Annotated in this window: 11 protein-coding genes and 2 pseudogenes; 7 read left to right on the top strand and 6 right to left on the bottom strand. The window is 43.2% G+C overall.

Annotation, left to right across the window (positions count from 1 at the left end):
* Positions 1–15 precede the first annotated feature (15 nt).
* Positions 16–1,158: pseudogene (locus tag QSK07_RS09040) on the top strand (IS30 family transposase).
* Between the two features lie 159 nt (positions 1,159–1,317).
* Here the strand turns inward: QSK07_RS09040 and QSK07_RS09035 are convergent.
* The 6 genes from QSK07_RS09035 to QSK07_RS22935 all read right to left on the bottom strand — a co-directional run bounded on the left by QSK07_RS09035 (position 1,318) and on the right by QSK07_RS22935 (position 8,345).
* Positions 1,318–2,583 (bottom strand): ATP-grasp domain-containing protein, encoded by a 1,266-nt coding sequence (locus QSK07_RS09035; RefSeq protein ID WP_285721415.1) that lies wholly within the window; start codon positions 2,581–2,583, stop codon positions 1,318–1,320.
* Positions 2,580–3,764, bottom strand: a complete 1,185-nt coding sequence (locus QSK07_RS09030; RefSeq protein ID WP_285721414.1) for an MFS transporter — start codon at positions 3,762–3,764, stop codon at positions 2,580–2,582. The genes QSK07_RS09035 and QSK07_RS09030 overlap by 4 nt, the downstream gene beginning before the upstream one ends.
* 45 nt (positions 3,765–3,809) lie before the next feature.
* On the bottom strand, positions 3,810–4,553 hold the full coding sequence (locus tag QSK07_RS09025) for a sulfotransferase-like domain-containing protein (RefSeq protein WP_285721413.1): 744 nt from the start codon (positions 4,551–4,553) through the stop codon (positions 3,810–3,812).
* 96 nt (positions 4,554–4,649) lie between these two features.
* A complete protein-coding gene (locus tag QSK07_RS09020) occupies positions 4,650–5,759 on the bottom strand; it encodes an SGNH/GDSL hydrolase family protein (protein ID WP_285721412.1) in 1,110 nt (369 codons plus the stop codon).
* A 139-nt stretch (positions 5,760–5,898) separates the two neighbouring features.
* Entirely contained in the window at positions 5,899–7,737 is a 1,839-nt protein-coding gene (locus QSK07_RS09015) for a carbamoyltransferase family protein (protein WP_285721411.1), read from the bottom strand.
* A gap of 8 nt (positions 7,738–7,745) precedes the next feature.
* Positions 7,746–8,345 (bottom strand): iron-containing redox enzyme family protein, encoded by a 600-nt coding sequence (locus tag QSK07_RS22935; RefSeq protein ID WP_502921707.1) that lies wholly within the window; start codon positions 8,343–8,345, stop codon positions 7,746–7,748.
* Between the two features lie 1,982 nt (positions 8,346–10,327).
* Between QSK07_RS22935 and QSK07_RS09005 the strand changes: the two are divergent.
* The 6 genes and pseudogenes from QSK07_RS09005 (at position 10,328) to gcvPB (ending at position 18,864) form a co-directional block, all read left to right on the top strand.
* A pseudogene (locus QSK07_RS09005) lies at positions 10,328–11,453 on the top strand (IS3 family transposase).
* Positions 11,454–11,831: 378 nt separating this feature from the next.
* Positions 11,832–13,790: a carbamoyltransferase C-terminal domain-containing protein gene (locus tag QSK07_RS09000; RefSeq protein ID WP_285721409.1), complete on the top strand. Its 1,959-nt coding sequence runs from the start codon at positions 11,832–11,834 to the stop codon at positions 13,788–13,790.
* Positions 13,791–13,808: 18 nt separating this feature from the next.
* Positions 13,809–14,015, top strand: a complete 207-nt coding sequence (locus QSK07_RS08995) for a hypothetical protein (RefSeq protein ID WP_285721408.1) — start codon at positions 13,809–13,811, stop codon at positions 14,013–14,015.
* 12 nt (positions 14,016–14,027) lie between these two features.
* Entirely contained in the window at positions 14,028–14,900 is an 873-nt protein-coding gene (locus QSK07_RS08990; RefSeq protein ID WP_285721407.1) for a phytanoyl-CoA dioxygenase family protein, read from the top strand.
* A complete protein-coding gene (locus QSK07_RS08985) occupies positions 14,901–16,196 on the top strand; it encodes an ATP-grasp domain-containing protein (RefSeq protein ID WP_285721406.1) in 1,296 nt (431 codons plus the stop codon). It begins immediately after the preceding gene.
* Positions 16,189–18,864: an aminomethyl-transferring glycine dehydrogenase subunit GcvPB gene (gene gcvPB, locus QSK07_RS08980; protein WP_285721405.1), complete on the top strand. Its 2,676-nt coding sequence runs from the start codon at positions 16,189–16,191 to the stop codon at positions 18,862–18,864. The genes QSK07_RS08985 and gcvPB overlap by 8 nt, the downstream gene beginning before the upstream one ends.
* The last annotated feature ends 15 nt before the right edge of the window (positions 18,865–18,879 follow it).

The raw sequence follows: 18,879 nt of genomic DNA, 5'->3' as shown, positions 1-18,879 counted from the left end.
AAATGAAGAACCCGGATTAACTACACGCCAGAGCAGAAGGCGATTATCTGTGACAGATTTAAGCAAGGTAATTCCCTGCATGATATCGCCAGAATGTTCGACAGATATCATTCTTCTATTATGCCCACTATCCACCAGACTGGTGGATACTGCCTCCCTATCCGAAAGCGTCATCCGTCAGCGCTTTCACTTGATGAAAGAGAGGAGATATCCAGAGCGCTGGTAGCAAAAATCAGCATCAGGGCGATCGCAAACAAACTATCGAGAGTCCCCTCAACGATTAGCCGGGGGATCAAGGGGCACGGTGGTGCAAATCAATACCGTGCATCAAAAGCGGACACTGCTGCGTGGTAAAATGCTTTGAGACCAAAGCTTTGCAAGCTAATTGAAAGACCCACACTGTGTAAAATCATCGCAGAGAATATGCATCAGGACTGGTCGCCGGAACAAATCGCCGGCTGGCTGAAACGCTGTTATCCGGATAATCAGGAAATGCATGTGCCATACGAAACGATATATAAAACGCTTTTTATACAAACCCGGGGTGCATTAAAAAAAGAACTGCAGCAATGCCTCAGAAGCGGAAGAGCGATTCGTAGGTCCAGAACATGATCGCTTAAAGGGAAAGGGTCAGGGAAAATCCCGAATGCGATACCTGTCAGCGAAAGGCCACCGGAAGCCGCAGACAGAGCCATACCGGGTCACTGGGAAGGTGACCTGATCCAGGGCTCTAAAAACTCCTATATCGTCACCCTCGCAGAACGTCATTCCCGTTTTGTTATGCTGGCCAGGATCAGGGACAATAAGACCATAACGGTTATATCTGCACTCATCAAAAAAGCCGGGAATTACCTGCTGAGCTTTATAAAACATTAAAATGGGACAGGGGAGCTGAAATGACCAGCGACACCCGGTTTACTGTAGCCACAGATATCCAGGTTTACTTCTGCGATCCTCAATCCCCCCTGGTAACGCGGCTCCAATGAAAATACAAACAGATTGCTTAGGCAGTATTTTCCAAAAGGAACTGACCCATCGGTTCACAGCCAGCAAAGACTAGACAGTGTTGGCAGGCAGCTCAACGAGAGGCCAAGAAAAACGCTAAATTATGAATCACCTGCAGAGCGTTTTAACCAATGTGTTGCATCTATCAGTTGAACTCACAGCGAGATGCAGACGTTTTCTTGCAGCAGGTAAGGATATGGAGTGCCAAATATAGTGTAGCTATACAGGTAAGGCTGCTTTGCAACGGACGCCCGTGTTACTGGTGCTAGGCACCAGTAATAATGCCATAGCGAATATGACGCCACTACCAACTTATAGTGGCTGATGAATCTCAACGCCTATCCGTCTCTCAATATCGCTCAAAATCGTGTCGGCAATCTTATTTGCCTCATCCAGATTAGGGTGTGAAACCATGATGCGGCCGAGCACTTCGTTTTTGGAAACTTTTCTTGCAGGGGTAAGTTTATCTGAATAAAAGTTAACAATATTGGGATGGGTACTTATATCATCAGTAGTAAATTCCGGCGCAGTAACGCCTTCGGCTAAAGGCATAACTTTCCTGACAGTGACCGCTCTGTAGGCTGCAGGCAGCGCTATAGGGGTTTCGGCTTGGGTAGCAATGGTAAACAACGCGGGATAAACAGATACACCGGTTGCCTGACGATAAATTTCCGGCATAACGCCGCCCATCAGGCGTGGGTTGGCTTCAACCAAGATAGGACCATTGGCGGTATACATAATTTCGATGTGGAAGATGCCGTAATCCAGACGCAGGGCCGCGCAGACCGCTTTGGCATAGTGAAAACACGCTTTGTTCTGCTCAGGGGTAATTGCTGCAGGCATTAAAGATCCAAGCTCAACGCATTCGTTAAACCTCGACTGGCAGCGACCGCTAATCATAAATTCATAAAAGGTACCGTTATAGATCCCTACCTCAGCCGATAATAACGTTCCTTGTAAAAACTCCTCTATCAGAATGCCGCGGGAGAAAATGTTCTTATAGGTCTGCGCGCTGGACAGGGCAGCGTTTAAAATATCAGCAGAGGCAGACTCTATTTGCTCAGGCTCAGAGACCTTTATCGCATGCAAACTATCGAAACCGCTAACCGGCTTGAATATAAACGGAGGCGTGTATTGCGTGAAGATCGCTCTGGCCTCTTCTGTGGTATGCGCTACCCAACTGCGTATGGTTGGGACACCTTGATCCTGCAAAATAGCGCGTGCCCGGCATTTATCCCTGGCGTTTTTAACGCCCTGTGGATCGGTAAAAGGAATATTGCATCGCTGACAGGCCTCAGCCACCGCTTCAAGGCTGGGTTCGTTAGGGGCAATTACGCCATCAATAACATCACCCTGCAAAATAGTATTCAGCAGGCGGACCAGTTCATTGGCGTCAGTACCGTTTTCCATATCGATAATATTATCCAGCCGCGACAGTACTGACTGGGTATAGCTATTGTTTTGATAAAAAGCGACATTGCGCTGGCGTAGAAAGGTCACCTTAAACCCATGCTTCACAGCTTCATCCATGCTCTGAATCGCCGCATTGTTAGCGTCAATAAAAACTAGATGTTTCATTTGGTTACCTCATTAACATGATGGGGGTTTCTTAGCGTCAGTAGCAGGCAGAAAATGATGCAAACGGTAAATATGACCGCATTGAGCCAGAAAGAGGGTGAGTAAAACAGGCAGACGGTGCTGATGATACCGCCGACTGAGGTCGCAAGCTGGAAAGAGGCGTTCATCACTCCGTTCAATGTGCCGCGTTCGGTAATATCCGCTTTTTCATAAATCTCAACAAATATCAGCGGGTTAATTGATGACCTCACCCATGAAAAGAGAGAAAAAAGAAGCGTCTGTAGAATAATATAGTCAGCAAATAGCGGCATAAAAAATACTGAGACAATCGCAACTAGCAAAATTAACACCATCGCATTTCGTGGGCTGCCAAAAATTTTACTAATGCGGCTAATGGTGGTCGAAGCGATCAGTCCGGTAATCCCGGACAACAAAAAGAGAATCGCTAACTGGTAGCTATCGCCCGTACCGTTTTTCGTCAGCCAGTAGGCATACATGCCGAATACCACAAAAACGGATAAACCAAACAGTGCGTAGAGCAGGATGTAGTTAAATACCTGCGGATTACGGATTAGCGAACTATATTTAGACAGATAGGTGTTAATATTAATGCTGGTCGAGGTGCCATTTTTTTCTCCTTCAAGTAGCTTTAACATCAGGAGCACGCTAACAATCAGTATCGCTATCAGCAGCAGAAAGGGGAAATACCAAGGGATCTTATCACCAGAGAGTATCCCCAAAGGCAACGCCAAGAGTTGCGCCAGCGATGCCGCGCCTTGAACGATGCCGGTTACAAACAGCCGTTTTTCATCATTGAAAAGCTCAACGATTAGCGGAAAAATGGTCGCCCCCATCATGGGCACAAAAAAACCGCTCAGGATACGAAAGGCGATTAGTGACTCGATATTGGGAGATAAGATCGAGCCTGCATAGGCTAAAGCAGAACCGGCCGCGCCGATGAGTATGAATTTCTTTTTTCCGTATTTATCAATAAATGGCCCATATAACAAATTGCAAATAAATGCGATAAAAGGAAAGGCACCCAGCAGGAGTGCGATATGGTGCTCATTAGCTGCAAAATGCTGCTGTAACGAAGGCAGCATTGGATATATAAAAGATATATTAAAATTGACGACAAAATAGCAAATGCAGAATATAGAAATCAGACCACGGTTCCTCATTTTTTTCCTTAGCGCCACCGGTGATGGGCCAGTGGCTCGTTTAGTTTATAAGTTGATGGCGAAGGGTTTCATCTTCTCATAAATCGTTGTGGCTCGATTTACCATGCCCCATTCTGCTTCACTGAACTGAAAATCATCATCGTAAACCATATTCTTTTGAGGGATAAAGCCGGTAGAGGATTCCAGCGTCTTATGGAAACGCGCGTGAGCTTCTGCTTCTTCGGGAGTCCATTGACGAACGTTACCATCGCTCCAGCTCAACTGCGATTCTTGAAAATCAAGACCAACCGCCTCACAGTATTTTCGCAGCGAGTGCTCAGGCGCGTTGCGCAGCGCATCGCCTTCAATGACCACCGGTGGCTGCTGAGCGTCAAAAATTCTCTCCCAGAGTTGATCCATGGCGGTAAAGCCATATTCCCACTCGCCAATCTCATTTTTACGTACGGCTTTACGTGAACGCAGACAGGCTTTAGGTTCACGAATGATCAGCGTATGACGGGCCTGATTAAAAATTTCGTCGCCGACATAGGGTAGGCCAAAATAGGCCATCTCTTTCAAAAAGAGTATGGGCGTATCGATTGCCAGTAATTCTTTATCGACGGCTTCCCCCGTTTGTTCCCAAATTTCCGGCCGATCGCCATACATATCGGTCATGCGATCCTTTGAAAAATAATAGGTATCCGCATAAGGTTCGAATAAGCCGATGGTATCGTCACGCATCTGAAATGATTTCAGCATCGCCGTAGATAAAGAGCGCGCAGGCCCCCACAGGAAAATAATTTTTGACATGATCGCTTCCTTTAGCGTAACGGATAGATGGAATTAGGTTTCTTTTTTTTGCGTCTGAAAATAGAAAAAATAATTGATAAAATGCTCTTCTTTCTTTTACTCATTTGCATCACCTATATGTTGATTAATTAGTCTTGCCATTTCGAAATAGCCCGCATCGTTGAAATGGACGCGATCGACGTAGATACTTTCGTTAATTATTGGTGAATCCTGCATAAGGGCGTTGGTATCATAAAAATCAACGCCACTCTGCGCTAATTTTTCGCGCAGGCGTTCGACCAGAACAGGATGATTCTTTTTATCGAGAATTCGCGAGAAGAGACGCCAGAAATTATTAGGGCATTGATCGATAGCGTTGAATATCTCCTCCTCGGTGCCGTTTAGCCGATCTTTAGACCAGTAGGACATCGGTTGCAGAAAGAAAGAGAGTTTAGCGTTATAAGGCGCCAACAGTGATTTCCACTGGAACAGCGTCTGGCTGATGACCTCAGCCGTTCTTTCCATACGCTGGGCGGTGTCGGTAGCTTCATCAGAGATAATAACGTCGGCCGGATTAGCATTTTCAGCGATGCCCAAGATCTTGTTGTAAAGCCTCTTAACTGGGTTGGCATTACGCCTGTCAAGCTCTGAGGCATAGCTGTTCTTTCTACTTTTTAAATCGTCATTATATTTTTCCATATAATGCTGATATTCATAAGAATAGTAATATCGACCATGTTCCGTAGCCAACTCGTCAGGAATGCCTTCAAGAGTCAGAGTATTCATGCCACTGAACACTACCACATGATTAATCTGCTTAAAGCGATGCTGATGCATTAAAAATAGGATAACTTCCTGAGTCGAGTTATATCCCCTGCCACCAAAATTTAGCCATGGCTCATTGGTCAGCTTCGACAGCGCTGAGGCAATAGTATGATCGTCAGCGGTAGCACCCGTGCCCAGCGTTGTTGATCCGCCGATAATGATGTTTACGGGTCGATCGGACGGTACACAGTCGGTTGAAATATAGCCATCCTGATACCTAGTGTAGCGAAAACCCAAGCTATCGGTATTGATAGCTTTGGATTTAAACAGCGTTTGATGAAAAAACATGGTGTAAGGTAGCCATCTTACGCCAAGATACATAAATTCATCGTAATCACGAATCTGCGGTGTGAGGCGATAGACCTCCTTTACTGCCTCATCGTGGCTGAGCTTATTTCTCATTCTTCGCTCCAGGCTCAAAGTGGTAAAAACTTTCTTTATCCTCAAATTTTAAATTCATAGGATCTTTGGTTATGTTTTTAACAAAACCTTTAGGTAGTAAAATAAAAAAATAGTAGAGCTTAAGTAATAGATTCATCATTTAATCCAGTGTATAGATGTTTTGCCAGTCTTCATCGTCAGGCAAAGGCGGTTGTTCGGACTTGATGCAGACAAGATTACCTATAATCAGCGTATCCATTTTGGTACGCATGAAACATTTATAGGCATCATGTGGTGACTCAACGATTGGCTCGCCGCGAACGTTAAAAGAGGTATTTATTAAAACCGGGCAGCCGCTATGCTTATGAAATTGGGTCAACAGAGCGTGGAATTTAGGATTGTTCCTTTTTCGTAATATCTGCACCCTGGCCGAATTATCAACGTGCGTCACCGCAGGAATTTGCGAGCGCAAAACCTGTAATTTCTCAATTCCCTCAAGATTGTCATCTTTGTAAGGTATAAGCTTGCCTTCAGCAACGCCGGTGACGAACAGCATATACTCATCCTCCTGATGAATATCAAACCACTCATCGGCATATTCTTCCATCACGATCGGCGCAAACGGGCGGAATGATTCTCGGTTTTTAATCTTCAGGTTCATAACGCTCTGCATGGTTGTATTGCGCGGATCGCCTATAATCGAACGGTTACCTAACGCGCGTGGGCCGAACTCCATGCGATCCTGAAACCAGCCAATTACGCTGCCCCGTAAAATATCCTCTACCGCGTGATCCAGCAACTGGTCCCACTGGTATTCATGGTAGACCGCGCCGATACTCTCCAGATATTTCTTAATTTCGGCATTGTCATAGGCTGTGCCAAGATAGGCGCCAGCCATCAGGTCACCATCGTAATGATACCGCTGGCCGCTATAAGCTTGGCCTGCATAAAGTGCGCCAACGGCACCGCCGCAGTCGCCCGCTGCCGGTTGAATCCAAATATTGTCGAATATCTTCTCTTGCGCAATTTTGCCGTTGGCAACGCAGTTAAGCGCAACGCCGCCCGCCATGCAGAGATTCTTCTCACCAGTAATGGCATGCAGGTGACGGGCTATTTTTATAACTACCTCCTCTGTAATCGTCTGTATTGAGGCGGCCATATCGAGATAGTGCTGGCTGAGCGAGGATTCCGCCGTTCTTGGAGGCTTACCAAAAAGCTCGCTGAAGCGATCTGACAACATGCAGTTACCTACCGCATAGTCAAAGTAGGCCATGTTTAATGTAAAACTGCCGTCGTCATTTATCTTAATAATGTTTTCTTTGATAATCTCGACGTAGGTCGGGGTGCCATAGGGGGCGAGGCCCATTAATTTATATTCGCCGGAATCGACCTTAAAGCCGCAGTACCAGGTGAACGCGGAGTAGAGCAGGCCAAGCGAGTGGGGGAATTTTATCTCCCAAATCTTTTCCAGCTTTTTCCCCTCTCCGCGCCAAGCGGAGGTGGTTGCCCACTCGCCAACGCCATCAATACAGAGCACGGCGGCATTTTCAAAGGGGCTGGGATAAAACGCTGAGGCTGCGTGTGAGTGATGATGATCGATATATTCGACCGGTGGAATCTCTGTTGCCGGAAAACATGTTGTTAATTCTCGATGCAGTTTACTTTTGATATCTCTTTTTTCGGAAAACCATAGCGGCATCTCCTCGTTAAATGAGGCTGTGCCCTTTATTCCGAAACATGAGTAAGTTTCGATAATACGAGAAAATTTTTTCTCAGGATTTTCATAATAAAAAATTTTATCAATATTGCTCAGCTTAATACCGTTCTCATCAAGAATACGCTGAAAGGCTAGGGCCGGAAAACGTTTATCCTGTTTAACTCTGGAAAATCGCTCTTCCTGTAAGGCACAAACTACGCGTTCGCCTTTCATTAACGCTACAGCGCTATCATGATAATAGCATGATAGGCCAATACTGTACTTTTCCTGATTATTACTCATTATCCATCCTAAATATGATATTTTTTTGCCAGCGAAGGAAATAACAAAGAATTTTTAGGGGGGGCAAGGGAGAGATATCCCGTCCATACTCTCTCCCAAAGCAGCTGGGTGAGTTTGGGATTAGAACTATTGGTGAACCGACTCATAAATATTTTTATCGCATTCAGTGCGCCTGCGGAGTGCCCCGATGAGGCGTTATCAATGGAATTATGCAGATCGACAAACAGGGTATTAAAGCCATACTGTTTCAGCTCGTCACGTGCCTGCTTATAAGCGCCGCCAACGCCAGATAGCTCCATAGCCAGGTTCAACCCCAGCGTTTCCGGCAGATATTTTTGAGGAAAACGGGAAATCGAGAGCCAAAAAACCGGTACTAGAAAATCATCATCGTCAAAATATTCGCTTACAGCAAATGCACGGCTTGCGATATCGGGCAGTTCAATGCCCATGTCTGATATCAGGTCTCGGTATATGATGGGATGATTTTTCTCAATGAAACCATTTCCTATCTCATCAGCATAAATTTCAAATAGGATTTGACCAATATCGTCGCTAACAAGCTGTGGGTAGCTGTAGTGATTTATCCAGGCACCGTCCAGCAGGATCATCGGTGCCAAGTGTACCGCCTCGTCGATCACTTCCTCACGCGATTTACTACTCACCATTTTCCCTTGAGCATAATCATCCATCTGCATTTTAGTCCGGCTTAAAAACCACTCATCCAGCGAGACAGGACTGTAGTTTTTAAAAGGCATATGCCGCAGTTTTTTCCTCGCGCGCGCCAGCCAGGCATCAGTAAATTTGCTACTCTGCCAGTCCAGATAGAAGTGATCGTTACTGGTCATAAGCTGATGAAATAATTCCCGGATGTTCTTTTCCTCCCTGTATTGCTGTGCGTGCTGCGGTAATGTCAGGGAGAGAATAAGGGAAGGAGATGGCTTATCTTCAGTTACCGCAGCAGGCTCAGCCTGCTCTGTCATTGCCCAGCGCTTTATGGTGGCCAGGTCGTGCTCGTTAAAAACCTTATACATCGGGCCTTCAAAGGTGGTCAGACGGTTGAAGAAAGCCATCCTCTCTGGGGTTTTGCCCTTGAACCAGTTAGATTTTTTAAGCAGCCGGGTAAATTCACGCGGATCGTTTTTCATCAGCTCATCGAAAGGGCATTGATTGAGCTTCTTTTTGTGGTGATAGCCATATGCCATCGCACTTTTACCTGCGATAATTTTTTCAACCGTCAGGCTGTGATCCCGATTTTTATCATTTAACACGGCCAGCCTATCGTGCACAGTTTGCCTGATGACAGCGAGCCTGCTGAGCATTTGCACCAGTGCATCAATCCCCTGTTTTTTTTCTGCAAGGCGATGAACCTTAAATGCAATAATCGCCCGAATGCACTCTGCGATCGATTTTGTCCCGTCAGCGATGCTGGCTGCGGAACTGAACGATTTGCTTGCGTGGTAGCAGCTGGAAAATTCTGCAAAGCTGCTGAAACAGAGCAGGATGAGATCTGCTAGAATTAGCGCATCCTTCTCCTGCGACGGCCTCATAAAAGAGATAGCCAGCCGCAGCGCGGGCATGACCAACAGTTCGTCGAACTGCGTAACGTCCCTGGCGGCTTCGTCGATAGTTTTGGCTGCCGGTTTTGCATCTCGTAACGCAAGTGATGATTTTCTAAGCTGTTCGTAAAGAATAAAATAATCGCAGGATGAGGGATGATGCGAAACTCTGGCATCAAAGCTGCGGCTGATTGCATACCAAGCGGAGCTGAAATCGTAGTAGGTTAATACCGCATCTGCCTCACCGATCAGCTGCTTTTGTATCGTATCGTTGAAGGTAACGCCCAGTATTCGCAGAATTTCATCGTCGTTTGGCAAATCACATGAGTGTAAATTTTCATTAGCAATGCTTAAATTCAGCGAGTCCAGCAGCATTTCGGAGAGCAGTGATTTAATGCCATTTGACGCTATATCATTGAAAGATTGGTACACTCCAGAGAATGTGGTTATCGACATAACATAAGCCTTATTGATGATATGCGCTTACGCTATAGGCTATAACGGCGATTATGAAATAACGACCTTAACTTAAATAAAGATTATATATTCCCAAAAAGAATAAACATGTTTTGACAGGATAATATTTGTTGATTTTGCAGAAAAGGGAGTTAATGGTTCCAACTATTAATTTTTTAGCGAATGATAATTCCTTATAACAATTCATTATTCTTTATAACAATTTCACCCTAAGCAGAGGGAATAAGGTGATTGAATCTTCGGCCATTCTTTTCGTTACAGGGTAAAGCTAGACGCAAATTAAGTGTTCACGCTGAGGGTGCGAAGTACCCTGAAGGGTAATGGTAAAGCCCATGACAAACGAAGGTAACAACATTACACGCCTAAGGTCACCATTGGCGACCTGCTAAGTCAGCCCGTTCCAGAAACTTCAGTCTGCGGCAAGCATAGTTTCTTTGAACGTGCGCGCAAAAAGCATATTGTTCACAGCGCGCAAGCTGACTTTGCTGACCTGCTACCCGTTGATTAATACACCGCGATGTTAGTAATGTCTTCATAAACCACATGAGGACATCCCCATGAAGAAGCGTTTTTCCGACGAACAGATCATCATTATTCTCCGCGAGGCTGAAGCCGGAGTTTCTGCCCGGGAACTCTGCCGTAAGCACGCCATTTCCGACGCCACCTTTTACACCTAGCGTAAGAAGTATGGCGGCATGGAGGTGCCTGAGGTTAAGCGCCTGAAGTCACTTGAGGAAGGGAACGCCAGACTCAAGAAGCTGCTCGCCGAGGCCATGCTGGATAAGGCGGCGCTTCAGGTGGCTCCTGGGCGAAAGTACTGACGACAGACCAGAAGAGCGAAGTGGTGGTGTTGATGTGTGATGCGACCGGTCTGTCGCAACGTCGTGCCTGCAGACTCACAGGTTTGTCCCTGTCGACCTGCCGCTATGACGCTCAGCGTCCGGCGGCTGATGCCCATTTATCAGAGAGCATTACTGAAGTGGCACTGGAGCGCAGGCGTTTTGGCTACCGCCGTATATGGCAGTTACTGCGCGGTGAAGGGCTTCTGGTTAATCACAAGCGCGTGTACCGCCTTTATCATCTGAACGCGCTGGGCGTTAAACGCAGGCGTCGTCGTAAAGGGCTTGCAACAGAACGTCTGCCGCTGCTCCGCCCGGCGACGCCCAAGATGACCTGGTCGATGGATTTCGTCATGGATGCGCTGGCTACCGGTCGCAGGATCAAGTGCCTTACCTGCGTAGATGACTTCACAAAGGAATGCCTGACGGTCACTGTTACCTTCGGGATTTCAGGCGTGCAGGTCATGCGTATTCTGGACAGCATTGCGCTGTTTCGCGGCTATTTGGCTACGATAAGAACCGACCAGGCCAGGGCCCGGAGTTTACCTGCCGCGCGCTCGATCAGTGGGCCTTTGAGCATGGAGTGGAGCTGGGGCTTATCCAGCTTGGCAAGCCGACACAGAACGGATTTATTAAGAGTTTTAACGGACGTTTTCGCGATGAATGCCTGAATGAACACTGGTTCAGCGACGTCAGTCATGCCAGGAAAACCATCAGCGAATGGCGTCAGGATTATAACGAATGTCGCACGCACTCCACGCTGAATTATCGGACGCCGTCTGAATTTGCAGCGGGCTGGAGAAAGAGTAATTCTGAGAGTGAAGGATCCGACATTACTAACTAAGTTTTGCATTTAATCTTGGGGGCAGGTCAATTAACTTGTTGAGTTGATGCTTTTTTAATCAAGTAAAATCTGGAAAGAAAGATGAAGTCAAATGTTAACAAATATTTAGTATTTTTCACGGGGAATAGTGTTTTTTTTGAGCGATTGATGTGGGTAATTGATGATTGGTCATAAACATAGTGACTGAGGATTTTCTGAAATATAATCATCGCCTACAAAGAATACTGCGTTAGTTGTTGATTTTTAAGTAATTTTTAGTTTTTTTATCCTGATCGTAAAGATTCCATATACAATCCAATAACTATAAGCTTGATTTTAATTAACAAGTAATATAGGTTATTTTTCCCATTGTTAACCACATAATAATGGAAATATCTAATGAATATCCTATCGTTTCACTTCGGTCACGACTCGGCTGTCACGTACATCCGCAACGGCGAAATAATTGGTACTCAGTTATCTGAACGTGTAAAGAAAAAGAAGCTTTTTATTGGGTTAAGCAGCGAATTAATTAACAGTTTTCTTAGTGCTCATCAAATAAAAGTCGAGGATATTGATGCAATCGCATTAACTTCTACACAACGAGAAGATATTTACATCGAAATGGATGGCCTTCTAACGGTTGAATATAAACGCCATCCTTCAGATACAGTCCCATCCTTAATAGAAAATTTTCTTAATGAAAAAGGTAAAGACCCGGTTGATTTTTTCTTAGGTAATACACCACAGGAGAAAGAACTACGTTTACGTCGTATTCTTGTCCCACATGCCTTGAATCCTCAGTATCGTGAAAAAGCAGCATCATTTGTATATTTGCCTTGGATGGACTTCGCAAAAGTAAATCAAGAGATGCCGTACGTACCACTGCGTAAAATTTCAAAAAGTCTTGGCAAAGATAAAACAATATTTGAAGATGCTCAATATGGTTTCCACTACCCAGCAAGCGCCGTTTTTATGGGCAAATCTTTGCCGTGCTATATCGTGAACCATCATGCGGCGCATGCAGCAAGTGCATATTACAGTTCTGGTTTTAAGAAATCAGCAGTCATTACTGCGGATGGCGGCGCAGGTGGTATGCGTGGTGGTTGGTTCTTCCATGGTAATGATGAAAAACTTATACCATTAGCACCACACCATCTTGAGATTGGAGGTTTTTATTCACAAACCTCACGCTCATTGATCAAGCTTGGTGGATCACCTGATGGCAAAATGATGGGGTTGGCTCCATATGGTAAACCTGAATTTTTTGTTTCAGAGTTAGTAGGAAATGCCGCTGATTTTGATGAACTGGAACGTATTGGTCGTTTTCCAAAAGCAACTGAGAAGCGGTATGCATGGCATGAATATTTGATCCAGAAGCTTGAAGAAAAAGATTATGACATGTCTCTTCTTGGTGATCCAGAAAAGGTACTTGAAGGTGCAAATGTTGACTTGGCAGCATCGCTCCAAAAATTATTTGAAGAAACCATGTTCACCACTTCCGAAGTTGCTAGAGATCTGCTCGATACATTTCAGTTAAAAGCCGACGGATTATGCTTAGCAGGAGGTTGCATGTTGAATTGCCCTTCTAATACTAAAATTTATGACAGCAAAATCTTCCCAGATCTCTTTATTCCCCCGTTTACTGATGATAGTGGCTGTTCAATCGGTGCCGGTTTATGGGCTTATCATAATTTGTTCGAACAACCTCTCATTGAGCGTAATGGGGATTTGCTTGTAAATCCGTATCTGGGGAATCCAGTCAGCGATGAGGACTGCCTGAAAGCATTAGAAAATGCCGAAGGTGTTGTTTTTGTACGTGCTGAAAATCCAGGCGAAGCTGCAGCAAATGATTTGGCAAATAATAAGATTATCGCTTTTTATGATGGTGCTAGTGAAGTTGGCCCACGAGCATTAGGACATCGTTCTTTCTTGGCTGATCCACGAAGTGCTGATAACTGGCCACGAGTAAATAATGTAAAAACACGAGCACTTTGGAGGCCATTTGCTCCGTCAATGCTTAAAGAGTGTCTCAGAGATTACTTTGATGGGGGGCCAGATAACTCTCCATACATGTTGTTTAACTTTACCGCTAAAAACGAAATGTTACCGGCTGTAACACATGTTGATGGAACATCACGTGTACAAACGGTTTCTCAGGTTAATGGGCGATATTACGAATTAATTAAAGCTTTTTTTGAAAAAACAGGTTGCCCTGTAGTCATGAATACATCATTCAACGGTCCGAACGAACCAATAATGGAAACGCCTGAAGATGCAATTGAATTTATTAAGCAAAGTCCTGATGATGTAATTCTGTACCTAAATGGTTGGCGAGTAACTAAATCAAAATCTTAATTTTAGGCTAAGATAAAAATGAAAGAAGATGTGAAAAAATTAATGAGCGAACTTGCCACAAATAAATCGCTACAAAATAGTTTGGCCGAAATAGAAGTTGAGCCTGAAGCTTATCACCATTTCGCCAATCTAAATGGGTATATTTGCAGTATTTACGAAATTCAATACGTTTTTAAAGATATGGTTTGGTTTGCTCGTATCGGTGATGATATTGATCATGCATAGGGATATTTTAGAATGCTAGAAATCACAGAAAGTCAGATAAATGAATATCGGAATAACGGATTTATTATTGTTAATAAAATTATTGAGAAGGATGAGGTTGATTTATTATTAAATAGATTTAATAAAATTTTCAATGGTGAATATGAAACGGGATTAGATCCTGATGAAGTGAACTGGAAAAAGGGAAGAGATGATGAGAATTTGACCCGGCAGATTTGCAATGGATGGAAATCCGATCGATATGTCGCCAGTGTTATTTTACAAAAAGCTATAGGCAAAGCATGTGCTCTATTAGGCGGATGGCCCGGTACGCGTATTACGCAAGATAACTTACTATGGAAACCACCTGGTGGTCGTCCTATTGGATTCCATCAGGATTCATCTTATGAAGAATTCATTACGCCAAATGATTGGGTAAGCTGCTGGATCGCACTAGATAATACAACTGCTTCTGGTGGTACAGTTGAATATGTTGCTGGTTCTCATTTATGGCATAAAACCGGAAAAATCAAACAGTTTCACGGCCCTAACGACCCGCATGAAGATTTGCGTTTAGCAATGGAAAAAATGAACAAAGGGGAGTTAGAAACGATAAAAGTTGAAGTTCCTGCAGGTGGGGGTACGTTCCATTCGGGCTGGATTTGGCATGGCTCTGATGTTAATAAAATGGATGTGCCAAGAAGAACAATCGTAGCACATTGTATGTCTTCAGATTCAAAGTTTAATGCTAATCCTGCTGCTATTAACCGTACCTATAGCCGATATAAGCGATTTGGCAACATTGAAATGGAAGAAACTGATTTTCCTATTCTCTGGACTCGTGATGGTTACGCATCACCATTTATAGAGCCATATTCAGCACGGCAATTGGGATGGGCAGAGTAAATGAATAAAATACTGGGAAAACCTAAAATTTTGGTGGTCGAAGTGGAGCCATCTGGTGAGTGCAAAAAATCCGGTTATAAGTCATTTATTGAAAATGGCTACCAGTTATTTTTCCTAATAGCAAAAGAAAAATATGCTGATATGTATGCACCAAATGTCAGGGTCGTTAAAGACTTGACAAATGACGCGTTTATAAAGGAGGCAGTAGAGTGGAATCATGAGCATCATTTTGATGCTGTAGCAACAGTAACTGAATTTTCGGTTATTGCAACATCAAGTATAGCTAGTAAGTTAGGCTTACGCGGCATTTCACTGCAAAGTGCTCTAATCTGTCGTAATAAGTACTTTATGCGTAACGCTCATAAAGACGGGTCTGTAAGGCATCCAAAATATCACCTCATTGAAAATGAAAACGATGCTGTTGTTTTCGCAGAAGAAGTTGGTTTTCCCTTGATCGTTAAGCCGACATTGGGCGGTGGTAGTGAGCATATTTATAAAGTAAAAAATATAGAGGAGCTAATTAACGGATACCGTAAGGCAAAAAAAGGACTGACGATTCATTCGCAGTCATTTTCTGAACCTGGTTTTTCTTCTAAAGGGCCTAACGGTATTCTTGTAGAAGAATATTTAAACGGAAGTGAACACAGTCTTGAAGCTTGGGTTTGGAATGGTGTTGTTACGATCGGTGCTATTGGCGATAGGTTATCACCTGAGAAAAATCTTTTTGATAACGACATTTATACAATGCCGACGCGTCTTTCTTCTGAACAAATTGAAGAAATTCGCTTACTGGTTGAATCTGCAGCCAAAGCTCAGGGATTGTGGCGATGTGTTTTACATCCAGAAATCAGGTATCACAACGGGCTTCCGTATATTGTTGAAATGGGTTGTCGCGCAGGTGGTGGACCTATATCTCATATGACTCGTGAAGCATACGGATACTGTGCGATCAAAGCCACTTTAGATATTTCATGTGGAAGAAAGCCTGAGCAACCATCACTACAAAGAACTGGGAAGGTTGTTGTGGCAATAGCTGTAATTTGCGATGGTGGAAAAATAGAAGAAATTGTCGTTCCTAATGGGAAAGAATATTTTAAAAATATTATTTATTTTAAATTGTTCTTGGGGAAGGGTGATATTAATTACCGTCCGCCTCATGGAAATATGCTATTGGGGCAGATATGTGCATCTGGAAATAGTTTGGATGAAGCCTTTAATGCTGCGGATATTTTAAATAACAAAATAAAAGTTAGACTCAGTGAACTACCTGTTCAGGAGAATGGTTTATATGCATAACCCTTATGTGCTCCATAGTGAAAATGATGTTAAAGAAATGCTGATGTCCATTGGTCTTTCAAATTTAAAGGAGTTATTCGATGTTATACCGGACAGCATCCGACTCAAAAGAGAACTCGACCTGCCAGCCCCACTTAACGAAGGGCAACTCGATTTACTAGTCAGGGAAATCTCACGTAAAAATAGTACTGTTCTAGATAATATAAGCTTTTTAGGTAATGGATTATATGAACATCATGTGCCTGCAGTAGTTGATTATTTAAGCGAGCGTGGTGAGCTTTTGACAAGTTATACACCATATCAACCTAAGATGAGCCAAGGTTCCTTAGAAATTCTATGGGATTACCAAAATAAAATGAAGGCTTTACTAGGTGTTAACACGGTTAATGCCTCATCTTATGATGGAAGTACTTCTTTTGTTGATGCCTTCAACATGGTCATCTTTTCTTCTGCACACGCTAGAAAAAATCGCTTCCAAATTGCTGAAACAGTTTGGCACCAGACAAAACTTATTTTTGAAAGCAGCATGGCTGGGAAAGCAGAAATTCTTAAGGAAAGTCCATGGAAACATGATGGCAAACTAGATCTTGATCTCCTTGAGACGCAATTCGCGGTCAAAGCACCAGATGCATTCGGCTTTCAGTGCCCTAATGCGTTTGGAGTTATTGAAGATATTGATGCAATAAATGAATTATGTAAAAAATATAATGTAATTTCAGTGCTTTATTATAATCCATTGCTTTCCGGTGCTTTTGTGCCGCCTGGTGAATTAGGAATTGATATTATATGCGGCGAAGGGCAAATGCTTGGGAACCATCTGAACGCAGGCGGTGCTACATTTGGTTTTTTAGGATGCCATGATAAATTTTCTAGTTCCATACCAGGGAGAATTGTAGGTATTAAGTGCGACGCGCAAAATAATCCTTATTTTTCACTTGTTAATGAAGAAAGAGAGCAACATGTTGCACGAGATAAGGCAACAAGTAATATTTGCTCTAATCAAGCAAGTTGCGTGATGAAAGCTGCTATTTATCTCTCCCTAAAAGGTAGTGATGGGTTAAAGAAAATTGTCGATGATAATGTGGATGCAGCCTACTACTTTTGCTCTGAGATCGTAAAAATCCCGGGTGTTAAACTTGTCTTTAATGCTGCATTTTTTAATGAGTTTATTATTGAAGTAAATTGTGAGCCACAGCAATTACTTAATGAATTAAAAAGAAAAAATATTTACGGTGGTATATTAGTTCCTTTCGAAGGAATGGAGCGTTGCATAAGTATAGCAGTTACTGAAACTAAAACAATAGAACAGTTAGATTTTGTTATATCAAATATTAAAAATTTCCTAAATAGTTCGACTGATTCTCTTGATATAAAAGATTCTCAAATTTCATTGATTGATAAAAGAGAATTGTACAATAGTTTGCCTCGTCTCTCGGGTCGTAAATTAATAGAGTCTGTTCCCGAGCGTAAACTGGTACAGTTATATACCAAACTAAGCCATAAAAATTATAGTGTTGATTCAGGGATTTATCCATTGGGTTCTTGCACTATGAAATATAATCCAAAGCGTAACGACAAATATGCTAATTTAGATGCTTTCAAATTTGTTCATCCGTCACAACCAGTAGAAGATATTCAGGGAACATTGCGTGTACTTTATGAACTTGAATTATTTATTGCCGAGCTGACAGGTATGTCAGCTGTTTCGTTACAAGCAGCTGCTGGCGCACATGGTGAGTTTACAGGGCTACTAATGATGCGTAAATATTTCCAGTCCAAGGGTGAGAGTAGAGACACACTTCTTATCGCAGATTCAGCGCATGGTACAAATCCTTCTACAGCAGCTATGGTTGGATTTCGTTGTGAAATCATATCTACTAATGATGAAGGTATGCTGGATTTGAATGATCTTAAAAACAAAATGGGAAGAAATGTTGCTGGGTTAATGATAACTAACCCTTCAACACTCGGATTGTTTGAAGAAAATATCGAATCTGTAGCTGCTCTGGTTCATGAACAAGGCGGGCTCCTTTACTACGATGGTGCAAACATGAATGCACTTATGGGTCTTGTGCGTCCTGGAGATATGGGCTTTGATATTGTTCACTTAAACGTACATAAAACACTTTCAACGCCTCATGGTGGTGGAGGACCTGGAGCAGGTCCTGTTGCAGTAAAAGAAAAACTGACTAAATATCTACCGGTACCTCAAATTGTGTATTCGCCTGAAGACGAATGCTATAAGTTACGTGATCATTGTATGGATAGTATAGGTAAATTAAAACAATATTATGGTCATTTCTCCGTGTTGATTAGAGCATGGTCATACATTCGGACATTGGGAGCAAAAGGATTAAAGGAGGCTTCAGAATATGCAGTCCTTAATGCTAATTATATTCAATATCATTTGAATGATTTTTTTCCTGCAGCTTTTAATAAAAAATGCATGCACGAATGTCTATTACGTGCCGATAGCGTTAAAAAATCAGTAAATGAGATCTCAAATATTCTTATCTCTCAAGGGTTCCATCCACCAACAATGGTTGGTGCAGGCTGTGTTTGGTACCCTGGAGAACTTTCTAAGGCGATGCTGATTGAACCAACTGAAACCGAGAGTAAAGAAACCTTAGACTCTTTTATTAATGCCATGAAAAGCATCTGCGAATAAAATGGATGGAGGATT

The organism is Pantoea sp. QMID4 (assembly GCF_030270445.1).
GTDB classification, from domain to species: Bacteria; Pseudomonadota; Gammaproteobacteria; order Enterobacterales; family Enterobacteriaceae; genus Pantoea; species Pantoea vagans.
The sequence above is the reverse complement of the archived record's forward strand: the minus strand, read 5'-3'. Positions and strand labels throughout refer to the sequence as shown.